The organism is Synechococcus sp. W55.2 (assembly GCF_047461635.1).
Classification (GTDB): Bacteria; Cyanobacteriota; Cyanobacteriia; order Thermostichales; family Thermostichaceae; genus Thermostichus.
The window spans coordinates 1-18,798 of record NZ_JANSHM010000054.1 but is presented as its reverse complement, the minus strand read 5'-3'; the positions used below and the strand labels follow the sequence as shown (position 1 = coordinate 18,798).

Genomic DNA, 18,798 nt, shown 5'->3' with positions numbered 1-18,798 from the left:
CACGGGCGGTCGGAAGCAGGAACCCGCCGAGACGACTGCGCAAGGAGCCATCCATGCGTAGCGTGGTAGGAATCTCCAGCCTTCAGGCCGGGGAGGATGTCAAAAGACCTCAGCTGCCCAACACTGTGCAGCTGACAAAAAATACAGTTCTCTTGGGAGAGGAGCCGAGGGTGGTGGCGTTGGCGGCGCGGAGCGCTTGGGAGCGGATCCACCGGTTGGGAAAGGGGCGGCAAATGCTAACGTCAGAGTAGGGATCTTTCCGCTGGGCAAGGGATCCCGTTACCCTGGTTTTTGGCTTTTTCTCCGAGATCTGGATGTTAAGAGCTGGAATTGTCGGCCTGCCCAACGTAGGCAAATCCACTTTGTTCAACGCCCTCTGTGAAAATGCCAAAGCCGAGGCGGCCAACTTTCCCTTCTGCACCATTGAGCCGAATGTGGGGCGGGTGGCAGTGCCCGATGAGCGCCTACAGGTGCTGGCCAAGATCAGCGGTTCTGCCGAGATCATCCCCAGCCAAATCGAGTTTGTGGATATTGCCGGGCTGGTGGCCGGAGCCAGCAAAGGGGAGGGTCTGGGCAACCAGTTTCTCTCCCACATTCGCCAGGTGGACGCCGTGGTGCACGTGGTGCGCTGCTTCCAAGACGAGAACATTGTGCATGTGGCGGGTTCGGTGGATCCCTTGCGGGATATCGGGGTGATCAACTTGGAGCTAGCCTTGGCGGATTTGGCCCAGATCGAGCGGCGCATAGAGCGGGTGCGCAAGCAGGCAAAGTCCGACAAAACCGCCCAACTGGAGTTGCAGGCTCTGGAACAATTACAGGCTGCCTTGGACGAGGGCAAGCCGGCTCGCCTGGTACCCCTCAGCCCAGAAGAAGAGCAGTTGATCAAAGGGTTGGGGCTGCTCACCCGCAAAAAAGTCATCTACGCCGCCAACGTGGCAGAAACGGATCTGGCCAGCGGCAATGCCTGGGTGGAGCAGGTGCGGCAATTTGCCAAAGCGGAAGGGGCAGGGGTGGTGGTGGTCTCAGCCCAGGTGGAGGCGGAACTGGTGGAGCTACCCCCCGACGAGCGACAGGCCTATCTGGATTCGTTGGGGGTGAAAGAAGGCGGGCTGAAATCCCTAATCCGGGCCACCTACGAGCTGTTGGGCTTGCGCACCTACTTTACCTCTGGCCCCAAAGAAACCCGCGCTTGGACGATTCCAGTCGGCGCCACAGCCCCTCAGGCAGCCGGGGTGATCCACTCCGATTTTGAGCGGGGCTTCATCCGGGCCGAGACGGTGGCCTATGCCGATCTGGTGGCGGCGGGATCCCTGAATGCCGCCAAAGAAAAGGGCCTGCTGCGCAGCGAAGGCAAAGACTACGTCGTCCAGGAAGGGGACGTGATGCACTTCCGTTTCCATGTCTAGCTCCCCATCCCCCTGCATCTCTCAGGCAAGCTGGGTTTTCTCAGAAACTGAAGACTTGCTCCCTGTCTTTAGGCAAAAAGACTTAACCCGCCCTGGACAAGGGATCCCAGCGCAGCTCCGGCTGGGTCTGAGAGGGGGCCTTTTCCTAAGAAAACGGTTGACGCTGTAACGAAACATCACAATAATTGGACTAGATAAACAAATGTTTTAGGGATGTATTGATGGATCTGCTGCAATACGGCCCGATGGCCTGGGTTTACATGGCAATCTTTGCCTCTATCATTTGGTGCATCTGGGGTCGTTCCGAAGACGACATCATGTTCTAGCCAGAGCGGGAGAGCTTCCTCTGTCGGCGGGGGCCATTCCTTGCGCTTGAGCCGGCAGGGGCAGCCTTTCACCAATCGTGGCTCTGTAAGGACGTTGTAAAAAATTTTGTGGAATCCTGTTGGGCTTGCGCCAGCCTTGGGATTGACGGCAATACCATCCTAGGCAGTGGGAGACTTTTCCCCCTGCTTTTGCAACACGGCAGCCTGCAGCGGTTATGGGTGTTACCAGCTTGATCTCCCGACGCCCTCTGCCTGGGGCAGAACAGACGCCAGAGGGCTACCGTCTTTCTTGGCGGGGCGTTGAGGTGATGGGGGTGCTAAACGTTACCCCCGACAGCTTCAGCGATGGCGGCCAGTGGGGATCTGCAGAAGCGGCTGTGCAGGCAGCCAAAGCCATGGCAGCGGCAGGGGCCTTGATCGTGGATATTGGCGGCGAGTCCACCCGTCCGGGAGCGGAGCCGGTATCGGTGGAGGTGGAATGCGACCGGGTTTTGCCGGTAATTCGAGCTTTGCAGGGATCCGGGATCCCCATCAGCATCGACACCCGCAAGCCGGAGGTGGCAGCGGCGGCTTTGGCTGCCGGCGCCCACTTGGTGAACGACGTAACCGGGCTGCGGGATCCGCAGATGGTGCAGGTGTGTGCCGAGGCGGGGGTGCCGGCGGTGATCATGCACATGCGGGGAGAGCCGCGCACCATGCAGCAGCAGACCGACTATGCTGACCTGGAGGGGGAGGTTTTCGGTTTTCTCAGGGAACAGGCAGAGCGGGCCCTGGCAGCGGGCGTGCCCAGCGTTGTTTTGGATCCGGGCTTAGGCTTTGCCAAAACTGCCGAGCAGAATGTAGTCCTGCTTAAAGCCCTACCGCGGCTGGTGGCCTACGGCTACCCGGTCTTGGTGGGGGCATCCCGCAAAAGTTTTGTGGGTAAGCTTTCCGGCATTGCCGTACCTAATCAGCGAGACAGCGCCAGCGTGGCCGTGCACCTGTTTGCAGCCAGCCGGGGGGCTGCCCTGGTACGGGTTCACAACGTGCCGGCTCATGTTTCCGCCCTTGCCACTTGGGAAGCTCTGCACCATGACGCAGGGTAGGCTGGTGCTGCAGGGCCTCGTCTTTCATGCCTATCACGGCCACTGCCCGGAGGAAGCGGTTTTGGGTGGGCGTTTTGTGGTGGACGTGGAGATGCGGCTTTCCCTAGCCGAGATCCAAGATGACCTCTCGCGCACGGTGGACTACGCCCAGGTGTACGAGAGGGTGCGGCAGGAGGTGACCGGCCAACGCTACCGCTTGGTCGAGACCTTGGCGGATCAGATCGCAGAGCGGCTGTGGCAGAGCTATCCCCAACTGGAGGCCCTAACTGTGCGGGTTCACAAGCCCCATGCTCCCCTGCCGGGGCTGTTCGAGGATATTTACGTCGAGGTCGACCGCCGGCGAGCCGTAAGCAGGGCGGAAGCCTCATGAATCGTGACCTGGCCTATGTTGCCCTGGGAAGCAACCTGGGGGATCCGCTGCAGCAGTTGCGCTTGGCTGTGCAGAAGTTGCGCCGGTTGGGAGAGGTGGTGGCCTGTTCCAGTCTCTACCGCAGCCCAGCCCAAGGGGGGCCACCCGGACAGCCTGACTACCTTAACGCAGTGGTGGCGTTGGATCCCTTTCCCCCCTACCGGTCTCCCCTGGAGTTGCTCGGGGCGCTGCTGGCCATCGAGCAGGAGGCAGGACGGGTGCGGCGCATCCGCTGGGAGGCCAGAACCCTGGATTTGGATCTGCTGGCCATGGGCAGCCGCATCCTGAACAGCCCTGAGCTGACGTTGCCCCACCCCCGCATGATGGAACGTGCTTTTGTCTTAGCTCCCTTGGGGGAGATCGCTCCCGACTGGCGTCACCCTGAGACCGGTGTGGGGGTCAAAGAGGCACTCATCAGTTTGGATCAGTCCTGGCTGGAGCGCACAACCCTCGGCTGGGAGTAAGAAAGAGTTTGGTAAGCTGGTTAGGGATTTCGGCAAAAGGGATCCCATGGACAGCCTCCAACTCTGGCAGCGCTACTGCGATTGGCTTTACTACCATCCCGGCCTGGAGATTTTCGTCGATATCAGCCGCATCCGTTTCACTCCCCCTCAGGTGGAAGCGCTACGGCCTCGCTTTGCCCAGGCTTTTGCCGATATGCAGGCTTTGGAGGCAGGAGCCATTGCCAACCCCGACGAAGGCCGCCAGGTGGGCCACTATTGGCTGCGGGCGCCCGAGCTGGCTCCCACCCCTGAAATCCGGCAGGCCATTCAGGATTCCATTGAGCGAGTGGAAACCTTTGCCGAAAAGATCCATCGCGGAACCATCCCGGCCAGCGGGGGGGGACGGTTCACCGAGCTGCTCTGCATCGGCATTGGCGGCTCAGCTCTGGGGCCGCAATTTGTGGCGGAGGCCCTGGCTCCGCTGCACCCCCCCCTGAACATCCACTTCATCGACAACACGGATCCCGACGGGTTTGACCGGGTGCTGGGGCGGCTGGCAGACCAACTGGGGCAAACCCTGGTGATCACCACCTCCAAATCCGGCGGCACCCCAGAGCCCCGCAATGGCTTGGTGGAGGTGAAGCTGGCCTACCAAAAAGCCGGGATCCCTTTTTCTGCCCATGCGGTGGCCATCACCGGCCCCGGCAGCCAATTGGAGCAGCAGGCGCGGCAGGAGGGGTGGTTGGAGGTCTTCCCCATCTTCGACTGGGTGGGGGGGCGCACCTCCGAAACGTCCCCGGTGGGCCTGTTGCCGGCAGCGTTGCAGGGCATTGATATCCGGGCTTTGCTGGCCGGGGCAGCCACCATGGATGAGGCCACCCGCCTGCCCCACCTGGAGCGCAATCCCGCCGCTCTGCTGGCCATGGCCTGGTACATCGTCGGTCAAGGGCAAGGGCGCAAGGACATGGTGGTTTTGCCCTACAAGGATCGCCTGCTGCTGTTTAGCCGTTACTTACAACAGTTGGTGATGGAATCCCTGGGCAAATCCCATGATCTAAACGGCAACCGCGTGGAGCAGGGCATCGCCGTCTACGGCAATAAGGGCACCACCGACCAACATGCCTACGTACAACAGTTGCGGGATGGTTTGAACAACTTCTTTGTGACTTTCATCGAGGTGCTCCAGGATCGGGAGCCCGGGATCCCTTCCCCCTTCGTGGAGCCGCAGGTGACCAGTGGTGACTACCTGAGCGGCCTGCTGCAGGGTACCCGCCAGGCCCTCTACGAAAACGGTCGCGACTCCATTACCGTGACGCTGCCACGGGTGGATGCCCGCTCGGTGGGGGCCTTGATTGCCCTCTACGAGCGAGCCGTGGGCCTCTACGCCTCCCTAATCCAGATCAACGCTTACCATCAACCGGGGGTGGAAGCAGGCAAAAAAGCCGCCAGCGCTGTCTTGGAGCTGCAACGGCGATTGCTAGAGACGGTGCAGGAGCACCAGGGATCCCTGACTTTGCCCCAACTGGCAGAGAAACTGGGCTGCCCGGAGCGCATAGAAACCCTGTACTGGATTGTGCGGCACCTACACGCCAATGGCCGCGGAGTCCTGTTGACAGGGGATCCCGCCCGCCCCCTGGAGCTGAGCATCCAGCCCCGGCCCGCTTGATCCTCTGATTTCCTGGATTGGGTGTGGAGCGCAGGCTTGAGTTGGCCAATCTGTACCTGGCCTTAAGCCCTTCCCAGCCAGCCGGCCCGCCTGCCTAGAATCGAGCAAGAGTCCACTCCAGGAGGAGACTATGGATCAATCTGCTGCCGTCCTACCCTTACAGACTCCGAAAGATGTCTCCATCGAAGATATTGAGCGGGAGCTGAACAAGATCTGGTCTTCCAAAGGAGAGAGCGTTGCCGCCCGCGCTGCCACCTTTACCCTGGTGGTGTACGAATCTCTGGACGATGCGCTGTTGCTGCCTTCCCCCACCGTCGAAGCCATCGCCACCCAGAACCCCTGTCGCGTCATTGACCTGCGCGCCAAACGAGAGGGATCCCCAGACGATGCCATCGAGGCCCAGGTGGCCGCCTATTGCCCGGTGACCCGCGAGCAGCGCAGCTCGTTGGTCTGTTGCGAATACATCACCCTGAAAGCGCCCGAATCGGCCTTTGTGCGGGCCTGCAGCACGGTCGCCTCGCTGCTGATCCCCAACTTGCCCACCTTTTTGTGGTGGCAGGGGGATCTGGATCTGAACAGCTTGCTGTTTCAAAAATTGGTGGCCCTGAGCAATCGGGTCATTGTCGATTCGCGGGGCTTTGTCAATCCAGAAGAAGATCTGCAAGAAATCCACCTCTTGCTGAGCGAGGGCCGCCACTGCGGGGATCTCAACTGGCGGCGGCTGCTGCCCTGGCAGGAACTCACCGCCCAAGCCTTCGACCCTCCCGACCGGCGGGAGTCCCTATACCTCGTAGATCGCGTGAACCTCGACTACAAAGCCGGCAATCCCTGCCAGGCGTTCCTTTTCCTGGGCTGGCTGGCCGGTCGCCTGGGATGGACTCCCACAGAGCGGGTTCAGGCTCAAGAACACGATTACAAGATTGACCGCATCCGCTTTCAAACCCAAATGGGCGGCGAGGTGATGGCAGAACTGGCCGCTGTGCCCTTGGCCTCGGAAATCAGCCAGCCGGGGGATCTCATCGGGCTGCGCCTCACCTCCAGCAACCAAGAAGCCGACGCCTGTACTGTGCTGTGCTCCGAAATCACAGGGTGTATGCGCATGGAAGCCATGGGGGGCGCTCAGAGATGTGTGGTTCGCCAGGTGGCTCCCCTGGAGCAGGATTCCCTCGACACCCTGCTGGCTGCCGAGTTGCAGCGGCTTGGCCCCGACTACCTCTACGAAGAAACCCTAGGGGTGGTGGATCAGATGCTGAAGCTGGGCAAAAGCTGAGATCTGCTTCTGGTTTAAGTGACATACTCCCGCACTCATGCTGATGCAAAGCGCTCCGCGCCGCTAAAGCGAGAGAGTGCGGGCTTCAAGGACTCCGTCCCGCTGACGCGAACAGTGACTCCGGTTAGCGCTCCGCGCTGCTAGCGCGAAAAGGACGGGATGCCCCACCACCCTGTACTTGATGTTTATAGCGGCAGTGTATAAAACCCCGCTACTTTTTATGTTTATGGCACCAGTCAAGGACAAAACATCATGTCCCCGCCTTTCATCCCGACTCTCACCCTGGATAGTGGCTAGCCACTAGTCACTAGTCACTAGCCCCTAATAGAGGGCGGGGCTTCCCAGCGGTGTAGCTAACGGGGTGCAGGGGCAATCAGTCCCGCGCCCTGTCCACAGGACGAGCGCCGGGAGGATGTTATAGTAGCTACAGAGGGGTCGGCTAGCTGCGCAAGGTCACCGGAAATTGTGTTGCCAACTGCGCCCTCACCTGGTTTTGCAGAGCTTCTACCTCCGCATCCGTGAGGGTGCGATCGGGAGCGCGGTAAACTAGGCGGAAGGCAAGGCTGCGCTGCCCTGCAGGTACTCCTTGGCCCCGGTACTCGTCGAAAAGCTGCACCGATTGGAGAAGTTCTCCGCCCGCTCGACGGATAACCTTCTCGATCTCACCAACGGCAAGGTCGAGTGGCGCAAAGAAGGCGATATCCCGATCGGCAGCAGGAAAGGGCGAAAAGGGGACAAATTGCACAATGCCCCGTCTCTCCAGGCTTTCCAGCAAGGGATCCAACTGCAGCTCAAACCCATAGACCTGATCTGGCAGCCCCTTTTCCTGACAGAGGCGGGGGTGCAGTTGCCCGAACAAACCGATGCGGGATCCCTCAATCCACAAACTGGCCTGGCGACCGGGGTGAAGCAGGGACGATTGCTCTTCAGGGGGATCCAGACGAAACTCCGGGCCAAATCCCAGCCGCTCCAGAGCGGAGACCAGCAGCCCCTTGGCCTCGAACCAGTCCATGGGTCGGTTGCGGTGCTGCCAATCGTGGGGATTGGGATCCCCGCCCAAGATACCGCCGATATGCTCAGCTTCCCGGTAAGGGTGGGGGTTGGGGGGAAAGGCATGGGCAAAAACACGACCGATTTCAAAGGCTTGGAGCGGGCCGTTGCCTTGATCCCAGTTGAAGCGGAAGGCCTCCACCAGGCCGGGAAGTAGCGCATTGCGCACGGCTGAATATTCAGGCGAAAGTGGATTGGCAATCCTCACCAAAGATCCATCCTCCTCCGCTGGGCAGAGGGAGATGTGATATACCTCTGTCAGGCCAATGCCGCGCAGCACTTCTCGGATCTGGCGGGTGAACGTTTCCCGCGCCGAAAGGGATCCCACCTGCGGCTCGGTGGGTAGGGTTTCTGAGAAGCGGTCATAGCCGTAGAGACGGGCAAACTCCTCGATGAGGTCGATCTCCCGCTCAATGTCCCGCAGGCGATAGGGGGGAACGACGACCTGCCAAACGCAGCTGGCCACGGTTGCCGTCTCGGTAGCGGGGGAGAGGGCACTCTGGGAATTGGCCCCTTCGCAACGGGAGAGCTGAAAGCCCAAGGCAGATAGGATCTCCTCCACATCCGCCGCCTGCACCTCGTCCCCCAACACATCGATCAGCCGCGACAGCCGCAATTTCAGGGTGCGTTCCAGGGGGGGGCGCTGGTCAAAGGTGGTGAGGCCGGCCACTGCTCCCCCTGCCAGTTCCAGGATCAACTGCACCGCCCGATCCCGGGCCTGATCGAGGGCGGCAAAGTTAACCCCTCGCTCATAGCGGGTGGAAGCCTCGGTGCGCAGACCTTGAGACCGGGCCGAGCGCCGCGTCACCGCTGGATCGAATAGGGCTGCTTCCAAGAAAATGCGAGTGGTGGTCGAGCCGACCTCGGTTTCTTCCCCTCCCATGACCCCGGCCAGAGCTACCGGTTGGCTGCCGGCCACAATGAGATGACTGTCGGCTTGCAAGGTGCGGGTTTGGCCGTCCAAGGTCTTTAAGGTTTCTCCCGGCTGGGCCAAGCGCACCTCGATGGTGGGTTTTTTCTTGCCCATGACCTGGAGCAGACGATCCCAGTCGAAGGCGTGCAAAGGCTGGCCCCATTCCAGCAGGATCAGATTGGTAATATCCACTACATTGTTGATGGATCGCATGCCGGCAGCGGCCAGTCGGTGTTTTAGCCAGTCGGGGGAAGGGCCGACTTTCACCCCTTCGATCAACACGCCACTGTAGGCGGGGCAGGCTTTGGCGTCGGCAATGCGCAACTGAAAGTTGGGGATGGGCTTGGCCTGAAGAGGCTTGACGGGGGGCAGGCGCAGCGGGTTGCGGGTGAGGGCAGCCACTTCGCGGGCGATCCCCACCATGCTCAGGGCATCGGCCCGGTTGGCGGTGGAAGTGAGATCCAGCACCACATCGTCCAAGCCCAAAAGGGGGCGCACATCAGAGCCAAGCGGATGAACCTCCAGATCCAAGTCGGGCGGGAATTCGTGGATCCCTTCGGAAGATTTCTCCAGCCCCAGCTCGGCCAGAGAGCAGATCATGCCCTCCGAGATCACCCCCCGCTTGTCGGCTTTGGCAATGGTGAGGGAGAGGGCGGGCAAATGGGTGCCGGGTGTAGCCACTGCTACCAGGATCCCGGCGCGGGCGTTGGCGGCTCCACAGACAATGGTGGCAGGCCGATCGGATCCCAAGTCCACCTGGCAAACCTGCAGCTTGTCGGCGTTGGGATGAGGCTCGGCAGCCAGGATCCTGCCCAAAACCACCCCATCTGCCCAGGTGCGGCGGTCTTCGATCTCTTCCACTTCAAACCCCGCCAGGGTGAGGGCCTCCCCCAGTTCTTCGGGTGAAAGTTGGAAATCCACCAGTTCTCGCAGCCACTTCAAGGAGATGCGCATCGCTGAGCCATCGGTGCAAACGCCGCACCCATTATCGCTCACCTGGCCCTCTTCTCCAGCCGGGATCCCGGCCCAAGATCGTGGGATGGCATAGACCCGGTTCTGGCCGGAACCGGTGGGACAGGGTGGGATGCTAAAACAGTGAAGGCGAGGGCTGAGGTCAGATCCAGCGCCTAGCAAGGTGAGGAAGGATGAAGAAAGACTGGGCAAAACGGTTGCGCAACGGGTTGATTGCCGCAGTAGCTGTGCTCTTGGCAGCAGGACTGTTTTTGGCCAGCCAGGGTCGTCAGGCGGGCAGCAACCTAGAGGCTCTAGCCCAAGAAGCCATACCTTGGGAGCAAGCTCAGGCCAATGGCAAGCCTTCTTTGGTGGAGTTCTACGCCGATTGGTGCAGCACCTGTCGTGCCATGGCACCCCTCCTGGCCAGCCTGAAACAGGAATTTGCCGATCAAGTCAACTTTGTCATGCTCAATGTGGATAATCCCAAGTGGCTGCCGGAGCTGAGCCGCTACCGAGTGAACGGCATCCCTCATTTTCTGTTTTTGGATCGGCAGGGAGAAGTGCTGGGATCGGCGATTGGCGAACAGCCGCCGTCGATTCTGCGAGCCAATGTGTTGGCTCTGGCAACTGGACAGCCCCTGCAGTTGACCAACATCGGGCCGGTGTCTGAGCTGGAGCGGGGCAGGCGCGCCCTCCCCAGTCAGCCGGATCCCCGCAGTCATGGTTAGGAGTTTGGTCCAGGGTTTTGTTGTCTTGGACACAGGCGGAAAGGTCTGGCCTCGGTTTGATATTGGATAACTTCTATCCATTCTCGTAGCTCACAAGAACAGGCCATGGCTGTCGAGACAACACCGATTTTGCCGGATCCGCAACGGTTGATCCCGAGCGAGCGCCTCAGACAACTGAATGTCCGCTCCAATTCAGCCGGGCTCCGGCAGCTTTTGGGACATTTGGCGGTGATGGCGGTGAGTGGCAGCCTGTGGGTGACCCAGAAAGGTGTCAATGGCTGGATTGCCCTGCCGGCGCTGGTGGTTTACGGGGCCAGTTTGGCGACGATGTTTGCTGCTTTGCACGAATGTGTACACCGCACCGCTTTTGCCAGCCCAAAACTGAATGACGGGGTGGCCCGGGTGGCGGGCTTGCTCTCGTTTTACAACAGCACTTTTTATCGCCGATACCACAAATGGCACCACCGCTATACCCAGATTCCGGGCAAGGATCCGGAGCTGGAGGATCCCAAACCCCAGAGCTGGCCGGAGTATTTGCTCGAGCTGAGCGGCTTGACTTGGTGGATCGGCAAGGTGAAGACCTACATCCGCATAGCCAGCGGCCAGTTGCAAGGCTATCCCTACATTCCTGAATCGGCCCGCCAAGAGGTCATTCGTTCGGTGCGGTTGCAGCTAGGGGTCTACGGCCTTGGGAGCTTGCTCTCCCTTCTGCTGGGGGATCCCTGGATAGTGTGGCTGTGGCTGTTGCCTTTGGCGGTAGGGCAGCCGATCTTGCGCTTCATTTTGCTGGCAGAGCACACAGGCTGTAGCCAAACCGAGGATCCCTTCTCCAATACCCGTACCACCCTTACCCTTTGGCCAATCCGCTTTTTGATGTGGAATATGCCTTACCATGCTGAGCATCACCTTTACCCCTCCATTCCATTTCATGCTTTGGCCGATGCCCATCAATACCTCAAGCCCCATCTGGCTCATCTAGGGCAGGGGTATGTGCGGGTTCATCGTCAGGTGATTGAACAATTTCAGGCATGACTCACTACACCTGGAGCCTGAACGATTTTCAGCTACAGTGCGGGATCCAACTGCCCCAAATCACGCTCGCCTACGCCACCTACGGGACTCTTTCCCCCCGAAAAGACAACCTGATCCTCTACCCCACCTCCTATGGGGCTCAGCATCCCGACCTGGAGTGGCTGATTCGTCCCGACGGCATCCTCAACCCGCAGCGGTGGTTTATTCTCATTCCCAATATGCTGGGCAATGGCCTTTCCACTTCCCCCAGCAACGATCCAGCCTGCGGCTTGCGGGAAGATGGCTTCTGGTTTAGCCACTGGGACAATGTGCGCCTGCAGGAGAGCCTGATTCGCCAACACTTTGGGATCGAACGCATCCGCCTGATCTACGGCTGGTCGATGGGGGCTCAGCAGGCTTATCACTGGGGATCCCTGTTTCCTGAGCGGGTGGAACGGATCGTAGCCCTCTGTGGCACCGCCAAGACCACAGTTCACAATCGGGTTTTTCTGGAGAGTTTGCGCTCAGCCCTAACTGCCGATCCCGCCTGGAACGGTCGTCGATTTACGGGTGTCCCAGAGCGGGGTCTGCGAGCTTTTGCCCACATCTACGCCAGTTGGGCTGTTTCCCAGCCTTTTTTCAACCAAAAATGCTATGAATCCTTGGGGTATACCTCCCTCGAAGATTATCTAGAGCGAGGTTGGGAGGCCAATTACCGCCGCCGGGATCCCCAGAATCTGCTATCGATGATCGAAACCTGGATTCGCTGCGATATCAGCGACAACCCCATTCACCGGGGAGATTATCGGGCTGCTTTGAGGGCAATTCAGGCCCAAACATTGGTGATGCCCGCCCAGACGGATTTGTATTTCACCCCAGAAGATTGTCGGGCTGAGGCAGAATGGATCCCCAATGCGGTTTACAAGATCATCCCCTCCATTTGGGGACACCGGGCCGGGAATCCTCATCAAAACCCCGAGGATGAAGCTTTTATTCGCACAGCCGTGCAGGAGTTCCTGGAGAGCTGAGGGCACCTACACAGATCCTACACAGATTGCAGGCGCAGGTGTTGCACCAGAGCCTGTAGCCCCAACAGGTAGCTTTGCGCCCCAAAACCACTGATTTGCCCAATCGCTACGGCGGCGATGTAAGAGTGCTGGCGGAAGGGCTCGCGGCGATGGATGTTGCTCAGGTGGACTTCCACAGTGGGCAATCCTACGGCTGCAATGGCATCTCGGAGAGCAATGCTGGTGTGGGTATAGGCCCCAGGGTTGATCAGAATGCCGACATGCTGCTGGCGGGCACGGTGAATGGCATCGATGAGCACCCCCTCATGGTTGGACTGGAGAATCTCCAGCTTCGCCCCTAGCATTTCTGCCTGCCGATGCAGAGCCTGATCGATCTGCTCTAGGGATACTGAGCCGTAGATGCCCACCTCTCGCACCCCCAGCAGGTTGAGGTTGGGGCCATGCAGTACCAAGAGGCTGAGAGGCTCGCCGCCGGGGGCAATGGCAGTCGGATTAACGACGACGATGGGATCCATCTTCTACCGGAATGGGAGCAGGTTGAGGCTGGGGGTTCCCCAGCAGGGTGTCGATCACACGTTCCACCCATTCCCGGATCTTTTCCAGCACCTTTTCTACCCAATCCATCCGATCTGCCTCGCGAGGTTTTACGAAGGGAGTTTATTCGACGGACTTCTATGATAGCGCTTCTTTCCGAGGGGTGTAGAGCTGACTGGCTGGCCGGCCTTTTTCCCCAGCAGGGATCCCTTGTTTTGCCTACCCTTTTACAAGAATCTGAAGAAAATCCAAAACCCCTCAGCCAGACCAGTTCTTCAGCATCTGGCTAATGGTTCTGCAGATGATCCGCAGGGTCATGGAGCGCAGCAGGATCCCCATCTGAAGGTCTGTCCCCGGCAGCTCGAATCGCTCCGCCTGGCCTGCCACCGTCAAAGTTAGGGTGGATCCCCGCTGCAGGAAGAGGGCGCCGCCGGGGTTGAGATCCCGTTTCAGGGTTTGCAGCTCTTGATCGGAGGGATCCCGCAGCACCACCAGATCGCTGCCTTCGTAGGCCAAGCCCTCCCGCTCCAGGGTCTCTTCGTCGGCTTCCGCCAAAAGCAGATCCAGTTGGGGATGGCGCAGCAGGGTTTTCACCTGGCGAAAGAGGCTGCCCTGCAGGGGTCTAGAGCTGTGGTTCAGCAGCACACCCTCCCGACAGACGGATCCCACACATGCGTTGGGGCGGTGGGACAAGATGTGCTCCACCAAGGTGTGCGCCTCCGCCAAGGTGAGGCGGTTAAAGGTCAAAATCGGGATGCGGGCCGTCTTGGGAAACAGATGGTCGAGGATTGCCCCCGGCACATCCACTCCCGCGCCAATGGCAGGTTTTTGGTGCATGAGCACACCTGGCGCAGCATTGATCTCGATGATCCCCAGGGATCCCTCCTTCCAGGAGCGCTCCAGGCTGGGGGCAATGACATCGATGCCCAAGCACACCAGCGAGAACTGCTGGGCAATGGTTTGGGCCAAAACCACGTTGTCGGGATGGACGGTGGCCGTGACATCGCGGCTCACTCCTCCCGCCGAGAGATTGGATACCTTGCGCAGATAGACCGTCCGCCCCGGTTCCAGCACACTGTCCACTGTCAAGCCTTGCTCTGCCAGAAAGCGCTCCATTGCCTCATCCCATTGGATCGGCCCCAGGGGAGAAGTGGGGGTATCCCAACGGACGGGATCCCGGTTGGCCTGCTCGATGAGCTGCCCGATGGTGCTTTGGCCATCTCCCGTCACTGAGGCGGGGCGTCGTTCCGTGGCCGCCACAAAGCGGCCTCCCACACACAACAGGCGAAAATCGGTGCCCTGCAGATGCTTTTCCAGGATCAGCCGGATGGGCTCCTCAGGGGAAAGGGCTGCCACGGCTACCTCGTAGGCAAAGGCCAGTTCTTCTGGGGTTTGAATGCCTGCTGTTACCCCTATCCCCTTGTGGCCGGCCACCGGCTTGAGCACCACCGGATAGCCGATTTCTTGCGCTTGCTGCAAAGCTTCTGCCAAAGAGGCGACCACCTCTCCCTGGGGCACGGGGAACCCTTGCGCCGCCAGAAAGGCTTTGCAATCGTCTTTGCGGGTGGTGAAGTCAGAGTCGAGATGGCTGTCGCAGTGAAAGGTGGTGGCCACCCCTCGCACCTGGTTGCGACCATAGCCATACTGCATCACCCCTTCATCCCATAGGTAGTAGGTAGGGATCCCGCGTTCGTGAGCAGCCCGCAGGAGGGCATAGACCGTCGGCCCGCCGTACACCGAGTCGCGAAACAATTGCTGCAGGCGGCGCATCTCCCCTTCAAAATCGAAGGGCTGTCCTTGGGTGATGGCTTCCAGCCAATCCCAAGCAAAATAGACCGCAGCACGAGTGGTACGGCCATGTAAGGTCTGCACCGCGATGCGCACATACTCTGAAAACGGATGACAGCTCCACCGCTGCAAGTGGAGATCCATCTGCAACCGGTTCACCTCCGTCACCAGCCGGGCAAACAAGTGGGCGTAGGAAGGATAAGATCCCTCCTGCAACTGGGGGAAATGGAAGCAGACCTTGGACAGGTAGACATCAATGGGCAGCGGCTGTGGGCACTGGGTAAGGGCAAAGTCGAAGGTGAAAGCGGCTGTATTGAGATAGGGGTTAGGGCCGAGATAATGCTTCAGGTTGAAAATGTCGAAAACATCCGACTCGCGCGCGTTGATGCGGGGCACGCCCGCCGCCTCCTGCAAAACCATAGCCGGCCTCAAGAGAAGGGAAACAACGACCTCAGCGCGGGGAAAACCCAGCTCTCCCGGCTGGGGCCGCTTCCATTATTCCCGATCCGGCCCCCATCCCCGGCGGCTTGCCCTCGCAGCACAAGGGATCCCAGCTAGCCTTTTGCTGGTCAAGTGACAGTTGCCTGACATGCAACTTGGTAATCCATAAAACCATTTCTGCTCGGGTTGGGGCTATGGTCATTTCGATTCAAACCAGGACACTTCAAACCAGGACACTGCCCCACAACCCAATGTTGACTGCACACGGCCAAAAGGCTTTTCTCGATGGCTCAGACGTCTCGCCCCAACCTGAAATGACTGGATTTATTATTTCAAGCTGCGGTGAAACTGCTTGCCAACTTTGAGATCCCCTCTCCTCATAATGGGCAAGGGTCTGGGAGTGCTTGCCTGTAGCAGTGCTAGAGGAATGCCTCAGACTTAGACTTGTTCGGAATCACCTAACGATGGGCTTGCCAAGTTGGACTAGCGAAGGGCGCTCAGAAGCACAACATCCATAACCAGCAGCGCCCCAGCAAAGGCCAGCAGGCTGCGCACGATCTGGCGCTCTTGCTTAGAACGATGGGATCCACCCACACGAAGCCATTTCAGAGATTGGGGAAGGCGGTACAGCATAGGAGATTCGGCGGAACCCTAGGGTGATCATGCCCTATTTTGTGGGGTTTGGATTCCCCACGCTGGGGGGGAGAAACGGCTAGCCCTGAGGGGCAATTCCCTCTAGAGTGAGGGTTAGTCCATTGCCCCTGTCTATGACCACTCCCTTGACCCAAGCCGAAACCGTTTTGCAAAGGTGCTGGGATCATTGGCAATCTCTGGCCAGCCGTCGGGATTTACAACCGGAGTTCAGGGCTCTATCCACTTTGCGCAAGCGCCTCACCGCGCGGCTGTTTTCCATTGCGGTGTTTGGGCTGGTCAACCGTGGCAAGTCGGCCGTCCTGAACGCCCTAACCGGCGAGGAGCGATTGAAGGTGGGCCCCCTCAATGGGGTCACTCAGCAGCCCCAATCCCTGCTGTGGCAGCCGGAGCCAGGGATCCCTTGGCGGGTGAGGCTGGTGGATACTCCGGGTTTGAACGAAGTGGAAGGAGAAGCCCGCGAACAGTTGGCCTGGGATGTGGCCCGCTCGGCGGATTTGATCGTGTTTGTCATCGCCACCGACCTGACCCAGTTGGAATACCAAGCTCTCTCGGAGCTGCGCACTCTATACAAGCCCATCCTGCTGGTGTTGAACAAATGCGATCTCTACTCCGAAGCAGAGTTGCAGGCCATTTGTGCCCAGATCAGCCGCCACCTAGGCTGGGTATCGCCGCAGGAGATTTTGACCGTGGCCGCTTGCCCAAAACCTCTGAAAGTCCGCACCCACTGGCCGGATGGCCGCATTACTTTGGAATGGGAACGGCCTGCACCCCAAATTGAAGCCTTGCGGGGGCGAATTCTGCAGATTTTGCAAACAGAGGCGGGATCCCTCCTGGCTTTGAATGTGTTGAAGCGGCTGGACCGGGTTCAGGCCCAGATTCTGGAAAAACAGTGGCAGCACCATGCCCCCTTTGTGGAGCAATGGGGCAGGATTTTCGCCCTTGGCAAGGGGATTGTGGTGGGCTTGGCTCCGCTGGGGTTGGATTTGCTGTTGGCCCCACTGCTGGATGGCCTTTGGCTGTTGGGCTTGGGAGTGCGGCTTCACCTACCCCGGACGGCCTTGTGGAGGGGGCTGGTCTCCTTTCGCGAGGGGCTGTGGCGACCGCTGCTGCTCAATGGGGCTCTGCTGCTGCTGGCGGAAGGGGTGAGTTCCTGGCTGTGGGGAGACTGGGGCAACGGCCTTTTGCCGGGTCTGGTGGCGGGGGTCAGCCTGTATCGCCTGGGATCCCTGGCGCCGCAGGTGCTCAGCCAGTTTGCAGCACAAGCGTTTGGCCTGGAAGCGGGCTTGCGTGCCTTGATTGAACAGGGAAGACCGGCTGTATCAGACCGCACAACCTCCCTGCCAGGTTTTCTCGCCTAGTTCTCAACCATTTCAGCAGCGTGGTAGGAGCTGCGCACCAATGGCCCCGAGCGCACCTGGCGAAACCCCATCCGACGGGCTATCTGGCCCAGCTCGGCAAACTCCTCCGGAGTCCAGTAGCGTTCCACAGGGCGATGCGCCAAAGAAGGCTGCAGGTATTGCCCCAGGGTCAGACGGTCGCATCCCACCGCCAGCAGATCCCGGAAGGTTTCCAGCACTTCTGCGCGGGTCTCCCCATGCCCCAGCATCAGCCCAGACTTGGTGGGTAATCCGGGATTCAGCTCCTTGACCGTTCGTAAAACCCGCAAGGACAAGTCGTAGCCGGAACTGCGCCGTACTGCCTGGGAGAGCCGTCGTACCGTTTCGATGTTGTGGTTGTAGCAGACAGGCTGAGCGGCCACCACACGGGCAATGCATTCGCGATCCCCGCGAAAGTCGGGGGTGAGCACCTCGATCTGGGTGCCGGGGCAGCGCCGCCGAATTGCCTCCATGACCTCCACAAAGCGACCGGATCCCTGGTCGGGCAGATCGTCGCGGGCCACCGAGGTGAGTACCACATAGCGGAGCCCCAGCAGCTCAACCGCCTCGGCCACTTTCTCCGGCTCTGTGGGATCCAACGGTGCGGGCCGTCCACTGGCCACCTGGCAAAAAGAGCAGGCGCGGGTACAGATCCCTCCCATCAGCAGAAATGTAGCGGTTTTTTGGCTGTAGCACTCGGCTCGATTTGGACAGCGCCCCTCCTCACAAATGGTGTGCAGGCCCCGCTGCTTAATCACCTGCTGCACCGCTGAAGTCTCGCTGGCTTTGCCGATGGAACGCTTGACCCAACTGGGAAGAGGGCTAACCGACATAGGGAGAACCGTTGCGTTAACTGGGTATCGGCAACAAGACTGCGCCCCTCTACAGCCGAAGGATGCAGCGCCTGCTCTGCCATTCTGACATGATGAAGCTCTGGGTTCCGAAAAGGGGAGGCCGAAGTCTTTGGGTCGACGGACTTCTCGGCTCGCACCAGCGGGACAAAGTCCTCCCAAAGCTCAGCCCTGTTCAGGGTTGCATGGGTCTTTCGGGGAGATTAAGCCACCTGGGGTGTGGTCAGCATTTGGTTGACGATGCGCTGCACAATCTGAAAGCCGGTCACCGCCTGCCAACCCAAGATCGCCAGGATCACCACGTTTAATAGGACATGCACATTACGCGCCCAGACCTTTTGCCCGTCTTTCATCAGCGGTGCTAGAGCCGCAGAGCTGGCCACCAAGGCCACAATGCCCAACCCAGCCAGCAGGTGAGGCCCAACAAACAGCTTGCCATTGTTCAGGTAGGTAACCCCCATGCCGCCCAGCGCCCCGAACACCATCAACACCAAGAACAGGGATCCGGCGAGGAAATGCCGCTGACCAAACTTCCCTTTGATCAGCTCCTTGCGTTCTTCTGCTGAGGCAGTGCGCACCCGTCGCGCTTGCAGACCCAGGTAAAGGGCATACAAGGCCAGCGCAAACGCCAAAATCATCAGCACAGGATGAAAGAAAGGCAAGGCCAGTTCTAGCCAGCGAGGAAGTTGAATGCTCATAGAGATCGCAGGATGGAAGAGGAAGACGCCCCCAAATTAACATGAGTTAACGTAAACTACCCGACCCTGACTGCTTCGCAGTACAGGGCAGGCTTTCGGTAGCCCTGCAGTTGGCAAGCCAACCACGAACCTCTAGGCTGGTTTACAGCAGCCCCCAAAAGCGCAAT

At 59.8% G+C, this 18,798-nt stretch carries 17 protein-coding genes; 10 read left to right on the top strand and 7 right to left on the bottom strand.

Features of this window, described 5'->3' with window-relative positions:
* Nucleotides 1-314 precede the first annotated feature (314 nt).
* From ychF to NW828_RS10610, 6 genes are all read left to right on the top strand, one after another.
* The gene (gene ychF / locus NW828_RS10635) at nt 315-1,406 is read left to right on the top strand and encodes a redox-regulated ATPase YchF (RefSeq protein WP_414383750.1); all 1,092 of its coding nucleotides are present in this window, start codon (nt 315-317) and stop codon (nt 1,404-1,406) included.
* Between the two features lie 541 nt (nt 1,407-1,947).
* Nucleotides 1,948-2,817, top strand: coding sequence for a dihydropteroate synthase (folP, locus tag NW828_RS10630; protein ID WP_414383748.1), 870 nt, complete (start codon nt 1,948-1,950; stop codon nt 2,815-2,817).
* Nucleotides 2,804-3,187 (top strand): dihydroneopterin aldolase, encoded by a 384-nt coding sequence (gene folB / locus NW828_RS10625; RefSeq protein WP_414383746.1) that lies wholly within the window; start codon nt 2,804-2,806, stop codon nt 3,185-3,187. Before folP ends, folB begins: the two co-directional genes overlap by 14 nt.
* On the top strand, nt 3,184-3,690 hold the full coding sequence (gene folK, locus NW828_RS10620; protein WP_414355834.1) for a 2-amino-4-hydroxy-6-hydroxymethyldihydropteridine diphosphokinase: 507 nt from the start codon (nt 3,184-3,186) through the stop codon (nt 3,688-3,690). The genes folB and folK overlap by 4 nt, the downstream gene beginning before the upstream one ends.
* A 46-nt stretch (nt 3,691-3,736) precedes the next feature.
* Nucleotides 3,737-5,335, top strand: a complete 1,599-nt coding sequence (locus NW828_RS10615) for a glucose-6-phosphate isomerase (RefSeq protein ID WP_414329749.1) — start codon at nt 3,737-3,739, stop codon at nt 5,333-5,335.
* 130 nt (nt 5,336-5,465) lie between these two features.
* The gene (locus NW828_RS10610; RefSeq protein WP_414383744.1) at nt 5,466-6,605 is read left to right on the top strand and encodes a glucose-6-phosphate dehydrogenase assembly protein OpcA; all 1,140 of its coding nucleotides are present in this window, start codon (nt 5,466-5,468) and stop codon (nt 6,603-6,605) included.
* 439 nt (nt 6,606-7,044) lie between these two features.
* Here NW828_RS10610 and pheT read toward each other — a convergent pair whose 3' ends face one another.
* A complete protein-coding gene (pheT, locus tag NW828_RS10605; RefSeq protein ID WP_414383751.1) occupies nt 7,045-9,522 on the bottom strand; it encodes a phenylalanine--tRNA ligase subunit beta in 2,478 nt (825 codons plus the stop codon).
* Nucleotides 9,523-9,713: 191 nt separating this feature from the next.
* Here pheT and NW828_RS10600 point away from each other — a divergent pair, with 191 nt between their 5' ends.
* The 3 genes from NW828_RS10600 (at nt 9,714) to NW828_RS10590 (ending at nt 12,289) form a co-directional block, all read left to right on the top strand.
* Nucleotides 9,714-10,250 carry a thioredoxin family protein gene (locus NW828_RS10600; RefSeq protein WP_414383742.1) on the top strand — a complete coding sequence of 179 codons (537 nt, stop codon included), beginning with the start codon at nt 9,714-9,716 and terminating at the stop codon, nt 10,248-10,250.
* 105 nt (nt 10,251-10,355) lie between these two features.
* Nucleotides 10,356-11,282 (top strand): fatty acid desaturase family protein, encoded by a 927-nt coding sequence (locus NW828_RS10595; protein ID WP_414383740.1) that lies wholly within the window; start codon nt 10,356-10,358, stop codon nt 11,280-11,282.
* On the top strand, nt 11,279-12,289 hold the full coding sequence (locus NW828_RS10590; protein WP_414383738.1) for an alpha/beta fold hydrolase: 1,011 nt from the start codon (nt 11,279-11,281) through the stop codon (nt 12,287-12,289). Before NW828_RS10595 ends, NW828_RS10590 begins: the two co-directional genes overlap by 4 nt.
* 17 nt (nt 12,290-12,306) lie before the next feature.
* Here NW828_RS10590 and aroQ read toward each other — a convergent pair whose 3' ends face one another.
* The 4 genes from aroQ to NW828_RS10570 all read right to left on the bottom strand — a co-directional run bounded on the left by aroQ (nt 12,307) and on the right by NW828_RS10570 (nt 15,685).
* Nucleotides 12,307-12,804: a type II 3-dehydroquinate dehydratase gene (gene aroQ / locus NW828_RS10585; RefSeq protein WP_414344089.1), complete on the bottom strand. Its 498-nt coding sequence runs from the start codon at nt 12,802-12,804 to the stop codon at nt 12,307-12,309.
* Nucleotides 12,782-12,913 (bottom strand): hypothetical protein, encoded by a 132-nt coding sequence (locus NW828_RS10580; protein ID WP_011434447.1) that lies wholly within the window; start codon nt 12,911-12,913, stop codon nt 12,782-12,784. Before NW828_RS10580 ends, aroQ begins: the two co-directional genes overlap by 23 nt.
* 168 nt (nt 12,914-13,081) lie before the next feature.
* Nucleotides 13,082-15,031 (bottom strand): acetate--CoA ligase family protein, encoded by a 1,950-nt coding sequence (locus NW828_RS10575; RefSeq protein ID WP_414383736.1) that lies wholly within the window; start codon nt 15,029-15,031, stop codon nt 13,082-13,084.
* Between the two features lie 504 nt (nt 15,032-15,535).
* A complete protein-coding gene (locus NW828_RS10570; RefSeq protein ID WP_011429585.1) occupies nt 15,536-15,685 on the bottom strand; it encodes a hypothetical protein in 150 nt (49 codons plus the stop codon).
* A 134-nt stretch (nt 15,686-15,819) separates the two neighbouring features.
* Here NW828_RS10570 and NW828_RS10565 point away from each other — a divergent pair, with 134 nt between their 5' ends.
* The gene (locus tag NW828_RS10565; RefSeq protein ID WP_414383734.1) at nt 15,820-17,064 is read left to right on the top strand and encodes an Era-like GTP-binding protein; all 1,245 of its coding nucleotides are present in this window, start codon (nt 15,820-15,822) and stop codon (nt 17,062-17,064) included.
* On the opposite strand, the gene lipA is transcribed toward NW828_RS10565, so the two are convergent.
* Together lipA and NW828_RS10555 are read right to left on the bottom strand one after the other, a co-directional pair.
* Nucleotides 17,061-17,915, bottom strand: a complete 855-nt coding sequence (lipA, locus tag NW828_RS10560) for a lipoyl synthase (RefSeq protein ID WP_414383732.1) — start codon at nt 17,913-17,915, stop codon at nt 17,061-17,063. The genes NW828_RS10565 and lipA overlap by 4 nt on opposite strands.
* Nucleotides 17,916-18,136: 221 nt before the next feature.
* Entirely contained in the window at nt 18,137-18,631 is a 495-nt protein-coding gene (locus NW828_RS10555) for a DUF4079 domain-containing protein (protein WP_011429588.1), read from the bottom strand.
* Nucleotides 18,632-18,798 lie beyond the last annotated feature (167 nt).

Coding starts and splice junctions, on each gene's coding strand:
- ychF (WP_414383750.1), top strand. CDS start 315: ATGTTAAGAGCTGGAATTGTCGGCCTGCCCAACGTAGGCAAATCCACT.
- folP (WP_414383748.1), top strand. CDS start 1,948: ATGGGTGTTACCAGCTTGATCTCCCGACGCCCTCTGCCTGGGGCAGAA.
- folB (WP_414383746.1), top strand. CDS start 2,804: ATGACGCAGGGTAGGCTGGTGCTGCAGGGCCTCGTCTTTCATGCCTAT.
- folK (WP_414355834.1), top strand. CDS start 3,184: ATGAATCGTGACCTGGCCTATGTTGCCCTGGGAAGCAACCTGGGGGAT.
- NW828_RS10615 (WP_414329749.1), top strand. CDS start 3,737: ATGGACAGCCTCCAACTCTGGCAGCGCTACTGCGATTGGCTTTACTAC.
- NW828_RS10610 (WP_414383744.1), top strand. CDS start 5,466: ATGGATCAATCTGCTGCCGTCCTACCCTTACAGACTCCGAAAGATGTC.
- pheT (WP_414383751.1), bottom strand. CDS start 9,522: ATGCGCATCTCCTTGAAGTGGCTGCGAGAACTGGTGGATTTCCAACTT.
- NW828_RS10600 (WP_414383742.1), top strand. CDS start 9,714: ATGAAGAAAGACTGGGCAAAACGGTTGCGCAACGGGTTGATTGCCGCA.
- NW828_RS10595 (WP_414383740.1), top strand. CDS start 10,356: ATGGCTGTCGAGACAACACCGATTTTGCCGGATCCGCAACGGTTGATC.
- NW828_RS10590 (WP_414383738.1), top strand. CDS start 11,279: ATGACTCACTACACCTGGAGCCTGAACGATTTTCAGCTACAGTGCGGG.
- aroQ (WP_414344089.1), bottom strand. CDS start 12,804: ATGGATCCCATCGTCGTCGTTAATCCGACTGCCATTGCCCCCGGCGGC.
- NW828_RS10580 (WP_011434447.1), bottom strand. CDS start 12,913: ATGGATTGGGTAGAAAAGGTGCTGGAAAAGATCCGGGAATGGGTGGAA.
- NW828_RS10575 (WP_414383736.1), bottom strand. CDS start 15,031: ATGGTTTTGCAGGAGGCGGCGGGCGTGCCCCGCATCAACGCGCGCGAG.
- NW828_RS10570 (WP_011429585.1), bottom strand. CDS start 15,685: ATGCTGTACCGCCTTCCCCAATCTCTGAAATGGCTTCGTGTGGGTGGA.
- NW828_RS10565 (WP_414383734.1), top strand. CDS start 15,820: ATGACCACTCCCTTGACCCAAGCCGAAACCGTTTTGCAAAGGTGCTGG.
- lipA (WP_414383732.1), bottom strand. CDS start 17,915: ATGTCGGTTAGCCCTCTTCCCAGTTGGGTCAAGCGTTCCATCGGCAAA.
- NW828_RS10555 (WP_011429588.1), bottom strand. CDS start 18,631: ATGAGCATTCAACTTCCTCGCTGGCTAGAACTGGCCTTGCCTTTCTTT.